At 59.9% G+C, this 19,010-nt stretch carries 14 protein-coding genes; all 14 read right to left on the bottom strand.

The annotated features are described in order from the left end of the window. Positions 1 to 94 precede the first annotated feature (94 nt). Positions 95 to 1,579, bottom strand: a complete 1,485-nt coding sequence (locus VFQ24_11435; GenBank protein HET9178958.1) for an amino acid permease — start codon at positions 1,577 to 1,579, stop codon at positions 95 to 97. A 12-nt stretch (positions 1,580 to 1,591) separates the two neighbouring features. Further along, positions 1,592 to 3,052, bottom strand: coding sequence for an amino acid permease (locus VFQ24_11430; protein HET9178957.1), 1,461 nt, complete (start codon positions 3,050 to 3,052; stop codon positions 1,592 to 1,594). A 69-nt stretch (positions 3,053 to 3,121) separates the two neighbouring features. After that, positions 3,122 to 3,745 carry a thiamine phosphate synthase gene (gene thiE, locus VFQ24_11425; protein ID HET9178956.1) on the bottom strand — a complete coding sequence of 208 codons (624 nt, stop codon included), beginning with the start codon at positions 3,743 to 3,745 and terminating at the stop codon, positions 3,122 to 3,124. Between the two features lie 25 nt (positions 3,746 to 3,770). Continuing rightward, entirely contained in the window at positions 3,771 to 5,120 is a 1,350-nt protein-coding gene (accC, locus tag VFQ24_11420; protein HET9178955.1) for an acetyl-CoA carboxylase biotin carboxylase subunit, read from the bottom strand. Positions 5,121 to 5,187: 67 nt separating this feature from the next. Next, entirely contained in the window at positions 5,188 to 5,730 is a 543-nt protein-coding gene (gene accB / locus VFQ24_11415; GenBank protein ID HET9178954.1) for an acetyl-CoA carboxylase biotin carboxyl carrier protein, read from the bottom strand. 14 nt (positions 5,731 to 5,744) lie between these two features. Continuing rightward, positions 5,745 to 6,854: a Xaa-Pro peptidase family protein gene (locus VFQ24_11410; protein ID HET9178953.1), complete on the bottom strand. Its 1,110-nt coding sequence runs from the start codon at positions 6,852 to 6,854 to the stop codon at positions 5,745 to 5,747. 231 nt (positions 6,855 to 7,085) lie between these two features. Next, on the bottom strand, positions 7,086 to 9,197 hold the full coding sequence (pilQ, locus tag VFQ24_11405; protein HET9178952.1) for a type IV pilus secretin PilQ: 2,112 nt from the start codon (positions 9,195 to 9,197) through the stop codon (positions 7,086 to 7,088). Next, a complete protein-coding gene (locus tag VFQ24_11400) occupies positions 9,194 to 9,766 on the bottom strand; it encodes a hypothetical protein (GenBank protein ID HET9178951.1) in 573 nt (190 codons plus the stop codon). Before VFQ24_11400 ends, pilQ begins: the two co-directional genes overlap by 4 nt. 11 nt (positions 9,767 to 9,777) lie before the next feature. Further along, complete coding sequence (pilO, locus tag VFQ24_11395; GenBank protein ID HET9178950.1) at positions 9,778 to 10,395, bottom strand: type 4a pilus biogenesis protein PilO; 618 nt, start codon at positions 10,393 to 10,395, stop codon at positions 9,778 to 9,780. Positions 10,396 to 10,408: 13 nt separating this feature from the next. After that, the gene (locus VFQ24_11390) at positions 10,409 to 11,038 is read right to left on the bottom strand and encodes a PilN domain-containing protein (GenBank protein ID HET9178949.1); all 630 of its coding nucleotides are present in this window, start codon (positions 11,036 to 11,038) and stop codon (positions 10,409 to 10,411) included. Then, positions 11,035 to 12,087, bottom strand: coding sequence for a type IV pilus assembly protein PilM (gene pilM / locus VFQ24_11385; GenBank protein ID HET9178948.1), 1,053 nt, complete (start codon positions 12,085 to 12,087; stop codon positions 11,035 to 11,037). Before pilM ends, VFQ24_11390 begins: the two co-directional genes overlap by 4 nt. A 306-nt stretch (positions 12,088 to 12,393) precedes the next feature. After that, positions 12,394 to 16,116: an SBBP repeat-containing protein gene (locus tag VFQ24_11380; GenBank protein ID HET9178947.1), complete on the bottom strand. Its 3,723-nt coding sequence runs from the start codon at positions 16,114 to 16,116 to the stop codon at positions 12,394 to 12,396. A 357-nt stretch (positions 16,117 to 16,473) separates the two neighbouring features. Next, a complete protein-coding gene (locus VFQ24_11375) occupies positions 16,474 to 17,865 on the bottom strand; it encodes an aminotransferase class III-fold pyridoxal phosphate-dependent enzyme (protein HET9178946.1) in 1,392 nt (463 codons plus the stop codon). Positions 17,866 to 18,162: 297 nt separating this feature from the next. Beyond that, on the bottom strand, positions 18,163 to 18,909 hold the full coding sequence (locus tag VFQ24_11370; GenBank protein ID HET9178945.1) for an MtnX-like HAD-IB family phosphatase: 747 nt from the start codon (positions 18,907 to 18,909) through the stop codon (positions 18,163 to 18,165). Positions 18,910 to 19,010: the final 101 nt, after the last annotated feature.

Below are 19,010 nucleotides of genomic sequence, written 5' to 3'. Positions count from 1 at the left end.
AAAATAGATGGCCGTTCGACGCGGTGAACAATGCCGGAGGTTGCTTGGAACGCGAAAGATGCCGCACTGTTCCAATCAAGCCAACCCTCCCCAATCAGGTTCCCACTCTCGTGACAGACGGTGCTGAGGAAGGCAGTTTCGCGGCGCGGCGAAGGAGACTATGGCTGCGGCTGTACCCGAAATAAATGGCAAGACCAATGGCCATCCAGACGAAGAGGCGAATCCAGGTGTCGAGAGGCAAACCCACCATCTGTGCCAGACAGACGATCATTCCCATGGGTGCGACAAACCACACCGCCGGGGTACGGAAGGGACGACGGATTTCAGGACGCATCCTGCGCATCACCAGCACAGATCCGCAAACGATGACGAAAGCCAGCAGGGTGCCGATGCTGACCAGTTCGCCCACAATTCGCAGCGGAATAAGCCCGCCCGCCAGAGCGACCAGAAATCCGACCAGCGCCGTGCTCTTGTAGGGAGTGCGAAAGCGCGGATGGACCGTGCCGAAAGCCTTGGGCAACAGACCGTCGAACGACATGGTGTAAAAGATGCGTGTCTGGCCCAGCAGCATCACCAGGATCACCGCCGTTGTCCCCAGGATGGCGCCGGCTTTGACAATCGGCGAAAGCCAGTGGGCGGGAGTCGAATCTACCGCTATAGCAAGCGGATCTGGAACATTCAGGCGGGTAAAAGGCGTGACTCCCGTCAGAACCAGGACAACGCCGATGTAAAGCACCGTTGAAATCGCCAGGGAGCCGAGGATGCCGATCGGCATATCGCGCTCGGGGTTGCGGGCCTCCTGCGCCGCCGTTGAGACAGCGTCAAACCCGATGTAGGCAAAAAAGATAAGGCCGGCCCCGCGCAGCACGCCGCTCCATCCGAAATCCCCAAAAGTTCCCGTGTTCGCCGGCAGAAAGGGGACCCAGTTGGCCCTGGTGATGAAGAGCGCGCAGACTCCGATAAAAAGCAGCAGCACTCCCACCTTGATGATGACGACAACATTGTTGAACCTGGCTGACTCACGGATGCCGAGGATCAGCAACACCGTAATGAAGGCAACGATGAAAAAAGCCGGCAGGTTGAAATAGGCATGGACAATCGTCCCGTCCGCGTTCTTCATCGGCGTCCAGGGGCTGCCGGACAGCGCCGCCGGGAACGGAATGTGGAGTGTTCGCAGAAAAGAGAGCGTGTACCCGGACCATCCAATCGATACGGTTGTGGCGCCTACCGCATATTCAAGGATCAGGTCCCAGCCGATGATCCAGGCGAGGAACTCGCCAATCGTCGCGTAAGAGTAGGTGTAGGCGCTGCCTGCAACTGGAATCATGGAAGCGAACTCCGAGTAGCAGAGTCCCGCAAAGGCGCAGCCAATGCCAGAAAGAATTACGGAAAGCACCAGGGCCGGCCCGGTGTGCTGCACGGCGATGCCGCTGATGACAAAGATTCCGGCTCCCACAATCGCGCCGATGCCGAGCGAGATCAAGGCAACGGGGCCCAGGGCGCGGCGCAGCCCGCATTCAGCATCCACGGATTCTTCCCGCAACTGCTCGATGCTCTTTTTCAACCATAAATCAGACATCGTGCCTCCAGGTTATTCCTCACGGGCAGGCGGCAAGCCGCGCCTGTTCCAAAGATAATAGATTGGAATTCCCACGGCCACAATTCCCAGGCCCGCCAGGCTCCGCCCCGGCCGGTTCATCAACAAAGCCCATTCAATGAACAACGCGAGCAAAATGTAGAGGACCGGGACAGCCGGGTACCCCCAGGCGCGGTAGGGACGCGGGGCGTCCGGGCGCGTCCTGCGCAACCGGAAAAGACCAAGAATAGTCAAAATATAGAATAAGAGCACGGCAAAAATCACATAGTCCAGCAACTCGCTGTAGGTGCCGCTCATCGTCAGCAGAGAGGCCCATACCGCCTGCACGATCAGCGAAACCGCCGGCGTGTGGTATTTGGGATTCACCGTGCCCACTTTCTTAAAGAACAGCCGGTCCCTGGCCATGGCGTAGTAGACGCGCGCGCCGGCAAGGCTTAATCCGTTCATGCAACCAAAGGTCGAGATGACAATCGCCGCAGCCATCAGGACTGCGCCTTTTGGTCCCACCATCGCTTCCATCACCGCCGTGGCCACGCGGTCTGCGGGAGCGTGCTGAATTGCGGCAAACGGCAGTGCTCGGACGTAAATGACGTTGGTCAGGAAATAGATGATGCATACCGTGGCGGTGCCAATCAACAGCGCCAGGGGAAGATTGCGTTTCGCGTTCTTGACCTCGGCGCCCGTAAAGGTCACGTTGTTCCACGCGTCGGAGGAAAAAAGCGGCCCCACCAGCGCAACGGCCAGGATGGTGAGCGTGGCAGTATCCCAGTGGGCATTTCCCCAGAAGCTGGGATGTGCCACAGTTTCCCGTGCTCGGCTCGTTTCCCACCATAGCCCCGCAACCACCAGCCCCACCAGCGCGCCCACTTTGAGGACGGTGAAAATATTCTGAATCCATGCGCCGGTGCGGAGGCCGAAGATATTAACAACGCCCAGGCCCAGAAGCGCGGCGATAGCCATGCCCTGCTGGGTGGACAGGGCCAGGGCCACCGGATGGCCGAAAATCGCGACACTTCCCAGGTTCAGCAGGTAGTTCTGCTCGGATATCCACGGGAAGAAGAACCCCAGAAACTTGCCGAAGGCGACGGCAACGGCGGCAATGGTGCCGGTCTGGATCACCAGGAAGAGCGTCCAGCCATAAAGAAAACCGAAGAGCGGGCTGAACGCCTCCCGCAGGTAAACGTATTGGCCTCCGGCTTGCGGCATCATGGCAGCCAGTTCGCCGTAAGTGACTGCCGCTGCAACCGTCATGACGCCGCTGATGACCCACGCCATCAGGAAAAGGCCGGGCGAGCCGACCTCGCGGGCAATTTCTGCCGCCACGATAAAGATGCCCGACCCGATCATCGAGCCCATCACAATCGTGGTGCAATCCAGCAGTCCCAGCCCTTTGACAAGGTCCGCTGACTGAGCCCCTGGCCCTGTGGCGGAATTGTTCACCACCGTCGCAGCCATGTTGGCGCTTCCTGAAATTTAAGAGGTGACCTTCCCTGAGATGATAACATCAGCCCTGCAAGGCGCACGTCAGCGGAGCGCTTGCAGGAACTTTCGTGCTTGCGCCCCGATGTCCTCCGCCGCCAGCAGGTCACGGACCACAGCCACCGAATCCGCTCCAGCTTCGATGACCGAGGCCGCGTTGTCAAGCGTTATTCCGCCGATCGCCACCAGGGACTTGCGTGTCAGCCTGCGCATTTCGCGTAATCGTTCGAGACCCACCACCGGGTCGGGACGCTCCTTGCTGGCCGTGGGGAAAATCGGCCCGAAAGCGATGTAGTCGGCCGAACTCGCCTGCGCCTGCTCGAACTGGGCCCGCGTATGGGTTGACAGACCCACTCGCTGGCCCGCAGTCAGGACCCGCCGCGCCAGCTCGATCGGCAGGTCGTTCTGGCCCAGGTGGACCCCGCTCGCGCCGCTCAGCAGGGCCACGTCCGCCCTGTCATTAACGATGAAGGTCCCTCCCGCCTGCCGCACATGTTCGGCAATGCCGCAGCACGCCTCGAACATCCGGCGTGTGTCATCCTGTTTGCCTCGATATTGAATCAGGCGGACGCCTGATGAGAGAAGCACGTCCGCAACCGTCAGTGGGTCAAAATCCCGCGTAAAACTTGGGTCAATGATGGCATAGAGGCGAGGAAGTCGAAAGTCCATAAGTCGGGACCGGGGCGGGTCCGGATCACTTGCCGGCGCCATTGCGGCTGAAGCGATTCAGAAACTGCGTGTCAAATCTGCCGGCGCGAAAGTCGGCATCGGCAAGGATCTTTTCCTGCATTGGAATAGAAGTGGAAATTCCTTCGATGATAAACATCTCAAGTGCCCGCACCATTCTCTGTATGGCCTCTGAACGATCTTTCCCGTGGACCACAACCTTGGCAATCAGCGAATCGTAGTACGGCGGAATGATCGACTCGGCGTAGGCAGCCGTGTCAACCCGGACACCGGTGCCTCCGGGCACATGAAATCCGGTGATTTTCCCGGCCGAGGGCGCGAATGTCTCAGGGTCTTCCGCGCAGATCCGGCACTCAATCGCGTGGCCGCGAAGCCCCACCGTGTCCCCTTCTACGGGCAGCGGAAGGCCCGCGGCCACCTGGATTTGCATCTTCACCAGGTCCAGGCCCGTCACCATCTCAGTCACAGCATGTTCCACCTGGATTCTGGTATTCATCTCCAGGAAGTAGAGGTTTCGTTTCCCGTCCATCAGGAACTCCACCGTCCCGGCGTTCGTATAGCCAACTTCTTTCAGCGCGCGGATGACTTTGCAGCCCATCTGCCGTCGTGTCTCAGCATCGATCTGAGTTGAAGGCGACTCTTCCAGCACCTTTTGATGGCGCCGCTGGATGGTGCACTCGCGCTCGCCAAGATGGACGACCTTCCCATGGGTGTCCGCCATTATTTGGAATTCGATATGCCGCGGCGATGAAATGTACTTTTCAAGGTAAACATCCGAAGAACCGAAGGACGCTTCGGCCTCGTTTTGCGCCGTCTGGAGCAGTTTCGGCAGGTCCTCGGCGGCGTTCACAATCCGCATTCCTTTGCCGCCGCCGCCGGCTGCCGCCTTCACCATCACAGGATATCCGATCTCATCAGCGGCCTTCAGAGCTTCTTCCTCAGAGGCCACAACTCCCGTCCCGGGAAGCACCGGCAGTCCGAGCTCGGCCATGCGCTTTCGCGCCAGGTTTTTGTCGCCCATCAGGTGGATCGCTTGTGGCGGGGGGCCGATAAAGGTCAGCTTGCAGGTCTCGCAGACCTCGGCGAATTTGGGATTTTCAGCAAGGAACCCATACCCGGGATGAATGGCGTCAGCGCCTGTGATTTCAGCCGCTGAGATGATGGCCGCTACATTGAGGTAACTTTCCGAGCTTCTTGCCGGACCGATGCATACCGCCTCGTCCGCGAACCGCACGTGGAGCGAATAGCGGTCGGCCTCTGAGTAAACGGCAACGGTGGGGATGCCCAGTTCCTTGCAGGCGCAGATCACCCGCAGCGCAATTTCCCCCCGATTGGCGATCAGAATTTTTCCAAACATGCGTCACGCTGGCCGGTAGGGCCCCGGGCCACCTGGCGGCCCCCGTCGTCGCGCTGAAACATTGCTCTTAAAAGGGCTTAATGGTAAAGAGGGGCTGTCCGTATTCCACCGGCTGGCCGTTCTCAACGTGAACGCGGACAATCTCGCCGGCGAATTCCGACTCGATCTCATTCATCAATTTCATGGCTTCAACAATGCAAAGGACCTGCCCCACGCTGACACGTTCACCCACTGCTACAAACGGAGGGGCGTCCGGCGAAGGCGAAGCAAAAAACGTCCCCACCATGGGCGACTTCAGCACTTGCGCATTTTCCGAGGGCGCTTCCGGTTGCGACTCCGGCGCCGTGGACTCCGCGGACGGGGCGGGCGCCGGTGTGGCAACAGGGTCCGCCGGTTGCGGCGCGGAATCGCCACTCGAATTCACCGGAGAGGCCGGTGCTGTCCCGGGAGACGCCTGCCGCAAAATGCGGATCCGCATGCCGTTTTTTTCCAATTCAAACTCGGCGACTTCCCGCTTGATCAGCAGGTCGATCAACTGCTGGATTTCTTCAAGTTCCCAGCTTCGGTCGCTGTCTGCTTCTGCGGATCGGGATGTCTTCTTGACAGGCATGTTCCTCCCTGCTCTCAATCCTGACCTGTAAACCAATCGTCCTTGGCGGCCGGAGTCAACACCTCCGGCTTCCCTTCGGTCAGCAGGACCGTGTCCTCAATCCGGACTCCTCCTAAGCCTTCAAAATAGACGCCCGGCTCTATCGTTATAACATACCCCGAACCAAGCCGCCGTTTATCGCCGCGGCTTACGCGGGGCATTTCGTGGATCTCGAGCCCCACGCCGTGCCCGGTGCTGTGCGTAAAATACCGCTCCAGATTCGCCCTTTCCAGGACCTTTCGGGCCGTCGCGTCAACCTCGCCCGTCAACCTTCCCGCTCGGGCAGCCTCAGTGGCGCGTTCCTGAGCTTCTCGAACCTTGTTGTAGAGCGTCCGAATCCGAGCTGACGGTTTGCCCAGATAAAGGGTACGCGTCATATCGGCTGCGTATCCGCCCAGTGTAGCACCCATATCAATGATAATCAAATCGTTTTTCTTCAACAACTTGGCTGACGGCCTGGCGTGCGGCCAGGCGCTCCGCTCACCGGAAGCCACGATGGTTTCAAATGCCGCACCTTCGGCCCCTTTCCGCTTCATTCGGTACTCAATCTCCGCTGCCAGCCCATTTTCGCTCACTCCTGGGCGAATCCTGTCCCTGATCTCCTCGAAAACTCCGGCTGTCAGCTTCCCGGCTTTCCGAATCCAATCAGACTCGCCCGGGTCTTTCGTGATCCGCAGGTCTTCAACCATCCCCCCCGCCGGAACCCATCGCCGCCCGCCGCCGGCAGCACGCGTGAGGCTCGAGAACTCGCGGCAGGTGAAAGCCGCATCATCATAGCCCACACGCCCCAGGCGTTTTTTACGGATCCAACCGGCAGCCTCCTTCAGAAGGCCGCGCCGCGCTTCGGCAACTTCGACTCCCACTGCCTGCTCGGCGGCCTGAAGCGTATAGCGCGGGTCAACCCACAGGACGCTCTCCGACGACCCCACCAGCGCCAGTCCGGCGCTGCCCCGGAAACCCGTGAGGTAATAAATGTTCGGCAGGCTTGTGACCAGCAGCCCGGCAAGCTTTTTGCGTCCGAATTGGGCCCTCAGGCGCTGCTGCCTTGCCGCGTAGGGGTGTTGGAATCCGCTCGAGTTCATCATTTGACAATATTTGACAATGCGGCGGGAAAGCGCTCACATCCTCGCTCAGCCGCATTGATTCTACTACGAATTTCCGGATGACGACCCCGCCGGAGAGTTTGCCAGTGCAGTACGTCTAAGGAATGCGAACTTATTTTTCGCAGGGGCGCGTCTTTGTAGCGCCGCGCTTTAGCTCGGCGCCTGCCCACCTAAAGGTGGGCGCTACATGAACCAAGATTTCTGACGGCTACACTAGCTCAGGATTTTGGGTGTGACAAAGAAAAGCAGTTCCTGGTCATTGCTTTGCGAGTTCGTGCTCTTGAAGAGGTGTCCGAGAACCGGGATGCCATCGAGCAAGGGGATGCCGGTGGCTGAGTTCGACTTGGTGTGGACCGTGACGCCGCCGAACACCACCGTTCCCCCGTCCGGCACCAGCACCTGGGTGGTGGCGGATTGCGTATTGATGGTTGGGCCGGCGAGTGTCAGCGCCGGGCCGGGGGTGGAATTCTCGACGTCAATGGTCAGGAAGACGTTGCCGTCCTGCGTCACCTGGGGAGTAACTTTCAACTGCAGAGACGCCTGCACATACTGAACGCTGATGGTGTTATTGATCGTCGTCTGGATGGGAATCTGCGTCCCCTGAATGACCGTCCCCTCGACGTTGTTCTGCGTCACGATGGAGGGCTGTGAGATTGTTTTGGCCTGGTCGTGCGTTTCTGCCGCGGCAATCGCGGCGCTGATCGCGTAATTTGCGCCCAGGTTGGAAAGCACAAACACGCCGAAACCGGTGGCCGGTGATGTTGTCACCGTGGCCGGTGTGAGCGGCTCACCGGAAACTCCATTGCCCGTAGCGCCGCCCGTCCCAAAGCTCCCCGAACCGTTCCTCTGCGCGAACGAAAGCGCGGTTGAAAGGTTCCGCGCAAAATCTGAAGTGGCCCGGATAATACGCGCCTGGATTGAAACCTGCCGGGCCTTCCTGTCCAGCTTGCTGACGATCGTCTCGATCCTGGGGACGTGCGAATCGATGTCTGAAATAATCAGGGTGTTGCTGCGGTCATCCACAAGCACGGTTCCCCGTGGACTCAACGCTCCGCCACCAATCCAGGTCTTCAGCAGCGCTGCGATGGTGGCTGCTTTGGCATAGCTCAAAGGACGGAAAACGGTAGTCAGCGGCGCCGAATCTTCCCTTGCCATCGCCAACTTTTTTCTTTCCTCCTGTTCGCTGGTCAGAGTGGAGAGCCTGGCAATGCGCAGTACGTTCCCTTCCAGCCGGTCGCCAAGCCCGTTGTTATTCAGCACCAGATCCAGGGCCTGGTCCCAGGGCACATCATCGAGGACGACGGTCACGCTGCCGGAAACGTCGGGGTCAACAATAATATTCAGACCACTCACTTCGTGGACCAGCCGGAAAAAGTCTCTGATGTCCACTCCCTTCAAGTTCAGGGAAATCCGCTTGCCGGTGTACTTCGGCCCATCCTGCGGTTCCAAGTTCTGCGTAACCGGAATTTCTGCGCGGCTGACAGCCGGCTCCTGAGTGGCAGCCACGACTTTCGCAGCTTGTTCCGCGTGAGCAGCACCCGCAAGCTCCTGTTCTTTCGGTTGTCTCGGGTTGCCGGCGGCGGGCGTTGGGGGTTGCTGTGCCGCGACCAGCGTCCCCTGGCGCAGCGGCTTCGACGGGGCAGCCAGAAAGCCCGTTGTCCGAGACTTTGCCTGCACAGGTTTAACTTCCTCTTTCAATGCATGTGGCTCCGCGGCGGTTTTCGCAACGGAAGGGGCCGTTTTCATGACCGTCGCCAGATGCTTCTGCGGCGACATAACTGCATTCGCAGCCTGCGTCGAGTCTCGGTTCGAAGTGCCGCCTTTCGGCAGCAGCTCGATTCGGAATCCGGAGGGTTGCCGGCGAACGCTGCAAGCGGGACTGCCTCGAAGGTCCGCAACAATGCGGATGACGCCTCCATACTCAGGACTGAACCTTCCCAACCTGACACGTTCCAGCAGCGGCGAACCAGAAGTATATCTCCAGCGGTCCGTCCCATTCTTTGCGCCTTCCAGATCCAGGACAAGCCGGTCCGGTTGACCCACGCGCATGACGCGGTATTCTGTAGGGCGGCTGGTTTTCACCTCAATGGCGGCGCCCCGGCCACCATCCGCCGTTTGAATCGAAATGCCGGTCAACCGGCTCAGAAGCGGGGCTGCCTGAGAAGGTGTTACGGCAATCTCGTTCAAGCGCGCCGAAGCTTGTGCGCCAGTAACATCCTTGAGCGGGGACCTGGAAGATCGCGTGTTGCCCTGCATCACGGGCCCCCGGGCCGGAACTAGCATGGCGAAAATTGCCGAGAGCACGCAAAGGGAGCTTCGCTTCATCTTTCCTCCTGCCGCTCAGAACCCAGTCTCAGAATTACTTGCCGGGCTTCCAGCCGGTCGCCGGGGTCCAGAGATTTTTGCTGAAAAAAGATCGCTTCCGGGGTGATCCTGCTCACCACGCCGTTGTAGACCTCCTGGTGAAGATGGAGGAAGTAGGCCAGGTTGGATTGGTTCGTCACCACCGCAATCATCATTCCGGATTCCTCGTCACGCACAATCCCTTCCAGGCGAAGCTGCCCAATCACCAGGCCCCTGATTCCCGCCGGCAAGGGGCCATACGGACCGTCCCTTCCGCCATCGGCGTTGGGTGGAGGCGGAGCTTCGAAGGGGTCGCGCTTACCCGCGACGTAGCTCGTGACGGGTCGTTCTGTGACCGCGCGCTCCCGGCTCTGCCGCGCTGGCTCGGTCCTGATGGCGGTGGGAGCCGTCCGAGACCGGGCGGGCCGGCTGACGTCATCTTGGCTGCCGGAGTGGGCGGCGGATCCACCTGCCGGCAACGTGATCATCGCCGCAGCCAGCAGGAGCACAGGGAGGCCCGGCCACGAATATGGTTTCGTCTTGAGTGTCATCGCAAACCCCGCTATCTCGGCGCCTGCTTTGCTGTGGCATTCGAGTCGGGTGCGGGACGGTTGTAATAGGTTGTGACCACGCAATTGGCCCCCACCGTCTCGCCGGGCGACACTTTGTAGGTGCCCATCCCGCCCCCCTCCGGTCCACTCAGGGCTAGGTCGGATACCGTTACAATCCGCTCATCGTGCGCCAGGCGGTCGAAGAACTGCACCAATCGGTAGTAGGCGCCGTCCAGATGGACCCGGAAGGGCATTTCGACATAAAGCTCCCTGCTCACCGGAGGCTCCGATATGAAAGTACGGATGTAAACATCGCTCGCGGCGCCGGTGTCATAAATCGACCGGACAAACACATCCGTCGAAGGCTGGTCGGGCACAATGGACTGCAGGGTCTCAAGCTGCTCGCTGAGCTGCGCAATCCGGTTGACGTATTCCGTCTGCTGACGTTTGAAGGCTTCATTGCGGTCGTTTTCCGCCCTCAAACTTTTCACCTGCTGCTGAAGGCTTTCGAGCTGGTCTGACTTGGGAAGGACGAAGTACCAGAAAAGGGTCCCGGCCAGCGCAACGGCCACAACCACCAGAACCGCAGCCTGGATGGCCGACGGCAACTCGTCAAATTTCAGGGCCATGACACCTCATCGCTTACCTTCCATTCCCCGGCGGAAGGGCTGCCAGGGTTGGTTTCCCGGCGGCCGTCTGGTCCGCCGAGCCGGGCGGGACGTAGGAGCAGTCCAGGTTGAATTTGAAATTGACGCGCCCATTCTGATTGTCCTGGTAGTACTGTTTCAGCTTAACCTCGGTAAACCGTGGTGAACTCGCCAGGGCCCGGATGAACTGTGCAATAGCCGCAACGCGTCCAGCCTCCCCACGGATGTGCAACATGCTTCCTTCGGGGGCAACCTGCAAGAGATAGAGGTCCCGGGTCTGGTTCACGCTGTCCCCCAATCCTTCCATCAAGTCAACCGGACCCTGGCGCCGGGCCTGGAGCTTCTGGATGGTTTGAATGCGTTCCTCCAAAGTTTTGAGCTGCCTCTGGTATTCCTGGTTCTGGGCCCGGACGGACCCCAGCTCCTTTTGGCGGACCTGCTCGCGTCCAAGCGCGGCCTGCGCCTCGGTGATCTGATGGCTCCAGTAGTAATAAACAAATCCCACAGTGCTCATCGAAACGGCCAGGGCGACGACAAACACCAGGGTCTGGCGCGCGGACTCTGACGGACCCGCCGCTAGCCGGGACTCCGGGAGGTCATGCCCCAGCAGATTGATCTTCATCATGGCGAGTCAAAACTCCTCAGGGCCAACCCCATCGCCACGCAAAGCCGAGGCGCGACTTCCATTGTGCCGCCCACATCGAACCGTGCCGGGTTGATGTTCACCCGCCGGAAGGGATCCATGACTTCAATCGGTACATCGAATTCCTGCTTTAACAGCTCCAGTAGGCCGGCCACTTTCGCGCCGCCGCCGGCCAGGTAAATCGCCTGGATGTTTTCCTGCGAGGTTGTCTGCCGGAAAAAATCGACGGTTTTATGGATCTCCAGCAACAGGATCTCCGACACCGCACGCAAATGAGGGGCCGCGGCGTCTGCGGAGAGATTTGGAAGCGAATGCCCCTGCTTCAGGCGCTCGGCATCGTCGAAACTCAGGTCCAGTTCCTTTTGCAGCGTGTCAGTGTACTGGTTGCCTCCCACCGAAACGTCGCGCGTAAAAAGCGGCGTCCCGTCCCGCAGAATATTGATGTTTATGGTGCTGGCGCCGATGTTCAGCAGGGCCACCAGGGCGCCGGGTTGCGGGTCATAATTCGCCTCAAAGGCGTTTTGCAGGGCCAGCGCGTCAATGTCAACCACCACCGGAATCCTGCCGGCCTGGCTCAGGACGTTGGTGTGGTTCAGGATTTTTTCCCGTTTCGCCGCCACCATCATGACATCCGTGCCGCCTGCCGCCGCCGGCCCCATCACCTGGTAGCTGAGGTTGACGTCGGCCAGGTCAAAAGGAATGTGCTGCTGCGCCTCGTAACTGATTGCGGACGCCACCTCAGACTCTCCCACGGCGCTCACCGTCATCCTCTTCACAATCACGGAATGGCCGGACACCGAGGTGGCAACTTCTTTCACCTTGATCTTGTTTTCAGCGACCACCTTCTTGATGGCGGAAGAGACCAGCAGAGCATCCATAATCGAACCGTCAACCACTACGTCCTGCCCAAGCGGCTCGATGCCGAGGCTCACCAGCTCATAGCCCGCACCCTTCCTGGCCAGTTCAACGGCCTTCACCGAACTCGAGCCAATATCGAGGCCCACCAGTTTCTTCGATTTCCTCCATGCCATCAGCTATGCTCCCTGACGATGCCTCTCAATCTCTTACTACATCGGCAGCCAAGGTCCGGGACAAGAGAAGGTTGAAGATATTTGCAATCATCTGGCGTGGTTCCGCCATCCTCGCCGGATGCGCACCTCCCGCCATTTCCATCCACGCCCCGTCATTCGGAGGCGCCCCGCCTAGGCGGGGACGACGAGGAACCCGCTTTCACGTTTCTCAAAAACGTTCGTAATGAAAAGCTGCTTCTTCAGCCAGAAACCGGTCTCAGAATGAAAATATGAAAGCGCCGACTCCTCAGGATGGCGAAGATCATCTCATTTCACCAGGAGAGTGATCTGGCTGGAGTGGCTCAACGATTGCGCCGTGGCGGTAATCTCCAGCGTATAAGTCCCGGCTGGCGTCCCGGTTTTGGGTGGTGTGGGCGCACCACCTCCTCCGCCGCCGCCTCCTCCGCCACCGCCGCATGAAGTCAGCGCAAGCGAAATCAGAAGCACAGCCGAGGCCATCTTGAGGACGGCCACGCGCGGTCGCCCCCGGCCGGACGTTGCAGAGAATCCGAAGGCCAGCACGATCCACGCCAGCAATGCCAACCACGAAATCGGCCCGCACCGCCAGCCGCCGGAAGGAGGACCAACCAGTGACCGCGCGGTTGTCCGCACGCTGAGGGTGTCCTGGACAGGGCCGGAAGCGGTCACCTGTAAAGTGGAGGACGAAAAAGCACACGTGGCGTCCGAGGGCGCTCCGGTGCAGCCGAGAGACACGGGCAGGTTGAACCCATTCAGCGGCGTAATGGTAACGGTGTAAGTCGCGGACTGTCCGGCCTGAATCGAGCTGCCCTCCGGCGAGACATCGAGCGCGAAGTCCGCAATCTGCACCGTCAGAGCGAGCACCGCCGTCATCGAGCTGGAATCCAATGTGCCGACACCCGAGGTGGACGGGGAAGACACATCAGCGGCTCCCGTCACTGCAAAATCAAGCAAAGAGGAGGCCAGCCCGCTCAGGTTGCCGACCGTGAGCGTGCTGGATTGGCCGGGAACAATCGTGGCCGGATTGAAAGCGCAGGTAGCGGGCGCAATATTCGTGCAGCCGAGAACAATCGAGCCGGCAAACCCACCGCCTGCTGAGGCGGACACGGTGAACTGCACCTGGCCGGTCCCCACCAGGACGGTTTCCACAGTGGGGTTTGCTGAGAGCGAAAAGGGCGGCACGCCAGTCCCGGTCAGGGTGATGGACTGCGGCGAACCGAGACCGCCGTCCGTGAGGGTTACCGTTCCCACGCTGGTCCCCACCGCCGAGGGCCTAAAGCTGACGCTGATGGTGCAACTCGCGCCAGGGTTTACTACGCTGCCGCAATTGTTCGACTCCGTGTAATCTCCCCCCGCCTGGATGCTGGAAATATCGAGCGGCGACTGCGCCGGGTTAGTCAGCGTTACCGTTTTCGTACTGGCCGCGCCCACAACGACGGAACCAAAATCCAGGCTGGAGGCCGAGAGACTCACCGCTCCGCTCGATCCATACCCGCTCAACTGAACTGTGTGAGGACTGCCTGCGGCGCTGTCGCTGATCACCAGTGTGCCCGTCCGCTTCCCGGTGGCCGTGGGCTTGAAAGTCACATTAATGATGCACTGGGTGCCCGCGGACACGGTTGGCCCGCACTGGCTGGTCTCGCCAAAATCGCCCGTCACGGAAATTCCTGAAATGCTCAGTGCGACGCTGCCGGCGTCGCCAATCTTCAGGGTCGAAGGCGGGCTGGCGGTGTTGATCTCCTGCCCGGCAAAAACCAGTGGATTTGGCGTCGCTGTCAGACCTGCGGCATTCTGGCCGCCGATTTTCGCAATCCAGGCGTCGTATGAGCCGCCCGTGTAGCCGGTGGTCACGGCTGAGGTAGTCACCGGGAAATCGGTCGAAAACGTGTCCCCGGCTACGTAGACGTTGCCGGATGAATCGAGCGCAATATCGTTGGCGGAGTCATCGCCTGTTCCGCCGAGATAGGTGGAAAAAAGCAGAGTGGAACCCGTGGGACTAATCTCGCTGATAATTGCGTCATAGAGGCCGCCGCTTGCCGCCTGCAGCGGAGATGCCGCCGGAAACTTTCCGCCGTAGGTGAAGCCAGCTACCCAGGCGTTTCCGCTGCCGTCCACCGCGATGGCATTCGCCTGGTCGGGGTAGATGTCGCCCACGTAAGTCGCGTAGGCGATGGCTCCGCTGCCTGGAGCGATTTTGGCCACAAAGGCTTCGTTGGCGCCGCCCCAGGCCGTGTCGTAAGCTCCCTGCGTAACGGGAAAGTCCCTGGAAGTTGTCCAGCCGGCCACAAAGGCAGCGCCGGAAGAATCGAGCGCAATGCCGGACCCATAGCTGGCCGCTGTTCCGCCCAGATAGCTTGAATAAATCAGCGCTGCGCCGGTTGGACTCAATTCGCTGACGAAGCCCTCGAAGCACGGAGCGTTGCTCAGGGCCGATCCGCACGAGGCTGCTGTGTATTGCGAGCCTCCCTTCACCGGAAAGTTTGCGGAGTTTGTCTGCCCGGTAAGATAGGCATCACCTGAAGAATCGATGGCAATCCCATTGACGTGGTCCTCCCCGCTGCCACCGAGGTAAGTGGAATAGATGAGACTGCTTCCCGTCGGATCAATTTTGGCCGCGAAGCCGTCAAACGCTCCCCCGCCGTAACTCGTCTGCAGCGCGCCGTAAGTGACGGGGAAATTCGAGGCGGAAGTCAGCCCGCCGACATAGGCGTTGCCGTTTGCATCCGCCGCGATGCTGCTGGCAAAATCGTCGCCCGTCCCGCCAAGATAAGTGGAATAGACCAGGTTCGATCCCGACGCATTCAGCTTGGCAACAAAGGCGTCATAGCAGGCGGCCGGGTAGGCCGTGGTGCCGCAGGCGCCGCCTCCATTCGAACCCTGCAGCGGGCCGGCCGTGGGGAAATCGAGCGAGTCAGTGAATCCAGCAACGTAGGCCTGGCCGGAGGAATCGACCGCGACGCGAACAGCCTCGTCGTCGCCCGTACCGCCAAGGTAGGTGGAATAAACCAGCGCAGTTCCCTGCGGGTTGAGCTTGGTGACAAAGGCGTCAAAACAGGGAGCAGTGTTGACCTCGGTGTCGCAGCCTCCGCCCGCAAAGACGCCCTGGACGCCGCCGCTGACCGGAAAATCAACTGAACTGGTGTAGCCCGTGATGTATGTGTAACCGGAAACATCAACCGCGATGCCGGTGGCGTAATTGTAATCCGTGCCGCCGAGATAAGTGGAATAAGCCAGCACCGGATCGATCACCAGTGGCTTCGAGGCATCGTAGCCGCTGACGTTAAAGCCAACCACTCCGCCGTTCTCCATCACGTAACGAGCGGCCAGGAAATGCTTCCCCTTCCCGTGGTCGCCGCCGGGCTGATAGGCAACCGGCTTCATAAACCGCACGCCGCCGGCACGAGTCTCGACAACGAGCGCCCCATCCGTATTGATGCGCACCCTTGCAGGCCGATGGTCGTCGCGGGTAATCTCCAGCCGGACGGAGCCCGGATCGACACCCGGCGCTAAATCGATATCAAACTCAAGCTGCCGCTGGTCACCGTAATAGACGAGGTTAACGCCGGGATAAATGTCGTGGTATTCCACCCCGGAATACTCCGGAACATCCTTCACCCACTTTCCCGAATTGTTGCCGATCAGGTAGTTGCTTCTACTGGCTCGCTTGCCCCGGCCTTCAATCCGGGGCGCAGGATTGGCTCCCACCCACCTGAGGCGGAGAATATCTCTCCGGATGTTTCTATGGTGATCGCCGGGGCCGGCTGGGCCTGCGGTATAAGATGGCCGGCGAGAGTTCGCGAGGCTCCGTTCGAGCGACATCACCGCTTCCTGCTCGGTCAGGAACAGCGCATAGCCGCTCGCTCGCGCCAGAAATTTCACAGTGGAGTTCGTCTGCCCGCGGTTCTGCTCAAAGGCCAGCGGCAGCGATGGATACCCGATATGGGAAGGTGGGGCAAAAGCGCTTTTCGGATGTTCAGCCGCTCCGGCGGCCAGCGTCCCAAAGATCATCATCAGCAGGCCTGCGCGGGCAGCATTTGAAAAAGCATCTCCGCATACGGTGCAACGGCTCCGCCAGGAAAAAATCCCGAAATGTTTCAATGGCCCCTCGGCGGCGGCCCGGGCTTCGAGATTCTGGCGCGCAGCCCGTGCCCGGCGCACGAGGTGAATCGTCAGATCAGAGGCAGGACTTGAAAGAGAGCTTGATTGGGTGACGTGAAGCTCGGAGACGTGCTGGCCGGCGTGGCAGGGGTGCCGCGCCCATGAACACGGCCGGGACGGCCGTGCCACTGCTTGTCGTGGCTCCGCTGCGTCCCTCTGCGCCTTGGCGCCTTTGCGTGGGATGCTCTGCTTTTATAGCGTTTCCAGGAACTACTTTTTCGTGCAGCGGCTAAACAACTGGTCGAGTAATTCGATGGCAAGGTCCATTTCTTCGCGCGTGATGGAGAAAGCAGGCGCCAGCGTAAAGACGTTTTTGTAGTAACCGCCCACGTCCAGCACCAGGCCCATTTTGTGTCCGCCGGCTTCGAGATTTCCGGTAAGACCTTCTGCGAAGATGCGGTCTGTCAACTCGCGGTCAGGAGTGATGCGGTCCGGCTTCGAGACTTCAATCCGCAGCGCCAGGCCCAGCCCATCCACCTGCCCAATCGATTGCGGATGCCGCCTTTCGAGCTCGCGCAGCCCGGCCAGCAAATAGGCCCCCTTCTCGTTCACCATCGTTTCGTAATCCTCTTCTTCCAGCATCTTCAGCGTTTCGAGCGCGACGGCCGTGCCCAAGGGATTGGCGGAAAACGTCGAGTGCGTTGAACCGGGAGGAAACACCTCCGGCGAAATCAGTTCCTCGCGCGCCCAGACGCCCGAAATCGGGTTCAAGCCGTTCGTCAGTGCCTTGCCGAAAACGATGATGTCCGGCGTGATGCCGAAATTCTCAATCGCCCAAAATTTACCCGTGCGGTAAAAACCCATCTGGATTTCGTCATCCACAATCAGGATCTTGTGCCGGTCGCAGGTTTCTTTCAGGCGCTTGAAATAGTCGGCGGGCGGAATAACGTATCCACCCGTTCCCTGCACCGCCTCGATGTAGAACGCGCCGAACTCCGAGGCTTCGGCCTTCGCGTCCCACACGCCGAAGTATTCCGAGTCAAACAGCTTCTCGAATTGCTCCTCGCAATAGAGGCCGCAGGTGTCCGGCTTCAGCCCGTAGATGCAGCGGTGGCAGTAAGGATAAAAAACAAACTGCGCGCGGTCACTGAAATGTCCGAAGCGGCGGCGATAGCGGTAGCTGGAAGTGATGGCCGTGGCGCCCAGCGTCCGCCCGTGATAGCTGCCCATGAAGGCGAACATCAGATTTTTCCCGGTGGCGTTGCGCACCAGCTTGAGGGAATCTTCAATGGCCTGTGAGCCGCCCACGTTGAAGTGGACGCGGCCCTTCACGCCAAAACGCTTTTCGCAGTACTGCGCGATGCGCGCCGCCACTTCAATTTTTTCCGGGTGCAGATACTGGCAGGCCAGTTGGGGCAGGCGGTCCACTTGCCGCTTGAGAGCTTCATTCAACCGGGGGTTCTTGTAGCCGAAGTTCGCCGCGGAATACCACATCTGGAGGTCAAGGTAGGGAGTGCCCTGTTCGTCGTAAAGGTAAGAGCCCGCACAGTTCGAGAAGACCTTGGGCGGATCGAGGTAGTGTACGGTGTCGCCAAACGAGCAGTATCGGCGCTCAAGCTCCAGCAGTTCCGCAGCCCTGGTTGTGGTGTCCGGCAATGACATGATCCAGTTTCCCTTCACAACGGTTCGGTCCTTGCGCCTTGGCGTCTTGGCGTGAGGCGCCTGTAATGTTCTTCGCTAGGCTCAGAGCGAATCCCAATCGGGCTCTTCACAGATTACTGAAAAGGTCCCTTACGTCTGTCATTCTGAGCCCGTTCGCCCTCATTTTGCGAACGGCCCTGAGCGAAGTCGAAGAGGCTCAGGGTAAACTCCGCGAAGAATCTCGGCATTTATTTTCAGGCAAAAACGGGGATGCTTCGCTTCGCTCAGCATGACATCTTGACGTTTATCAGCAATCTACTAAGTCGCGGCGCTCACCGCGGCGTCACGCTCAAGCGATCCGGCCGCCAGCATTTCGCCCAATTCCTTCTGCACATCCCCAAAAGTTTCAAACGATCGGCAGGCCATGCCGCGCTCGCGGCAGTAGGCCAGCAGTTCATTTTTGGCAAACACCACGTCCGCAACCTCCACCGCAAAACGGTCGGAAAGGCCGTCGCCGATAAAGATGACCGGCTGCTGCCTTTTTCGGATGCGGCGGATGATGGCCGGTTTGCAGGTGGCGCAGCCGTGATTGCAGCCGTGATCGCTGTGCGGGAATATCGCCCGCATTCTGCCGCGCTCCAGTCGCATTCCGGTTGAAAACAGATGGCGGCCGTTCCGCAATTCACCATCAGCCCCCGCCCGCTTCAGCACCCGCCGGATGACATAATCAAAACTGTCGCTGACAATGTAGAAGGGAAGATGCCAGGCCTTCAGGATGCGATAAAACGCCGGGAAATCAGGGTCAAGGGGAATAGCATCAACCAGGGCGTTCAACTGCTTTGCCGTCACGCGCACCAGCGCCGCCTGCCGCTCAAAGCATTCCCTTGACCCGATGTCGCCCCGGAGCCACAGCTCCTCGACTTCCTGCCAGGAAGGGTCCGCAAATTTCTCCAGGATTTCATCGGTCACGTCCAGGCGCGTAATCGTTCCGTCAAAGTCGGAAAAGACCACCGGCTTGCGGACCGCCCTTTCGCCCCGGCCGTTGTCCAAAGATTTTCCCCTCAAGCCTTTCTCCCTTCCCTCCGATAGGTGCAACAGAGGGCCATTGGGCAGGCTGTCGTCAGATTGACCCCTCCTGCACGCTCCAAGGCTCCGCCTGCTTTTTG

It is taken from the genome of Terriglobia bacterium (assembly GCA_035712365.1).
In the GTDB taxonomy this organism is placed as follows: Bacteria; Acidobacteriota; Terriglobia; order UBA7540; family UBA7540; genus SCRD01.
This window is presented reverse-complemented; position numbering and strand designations above follow the sequence as displayed.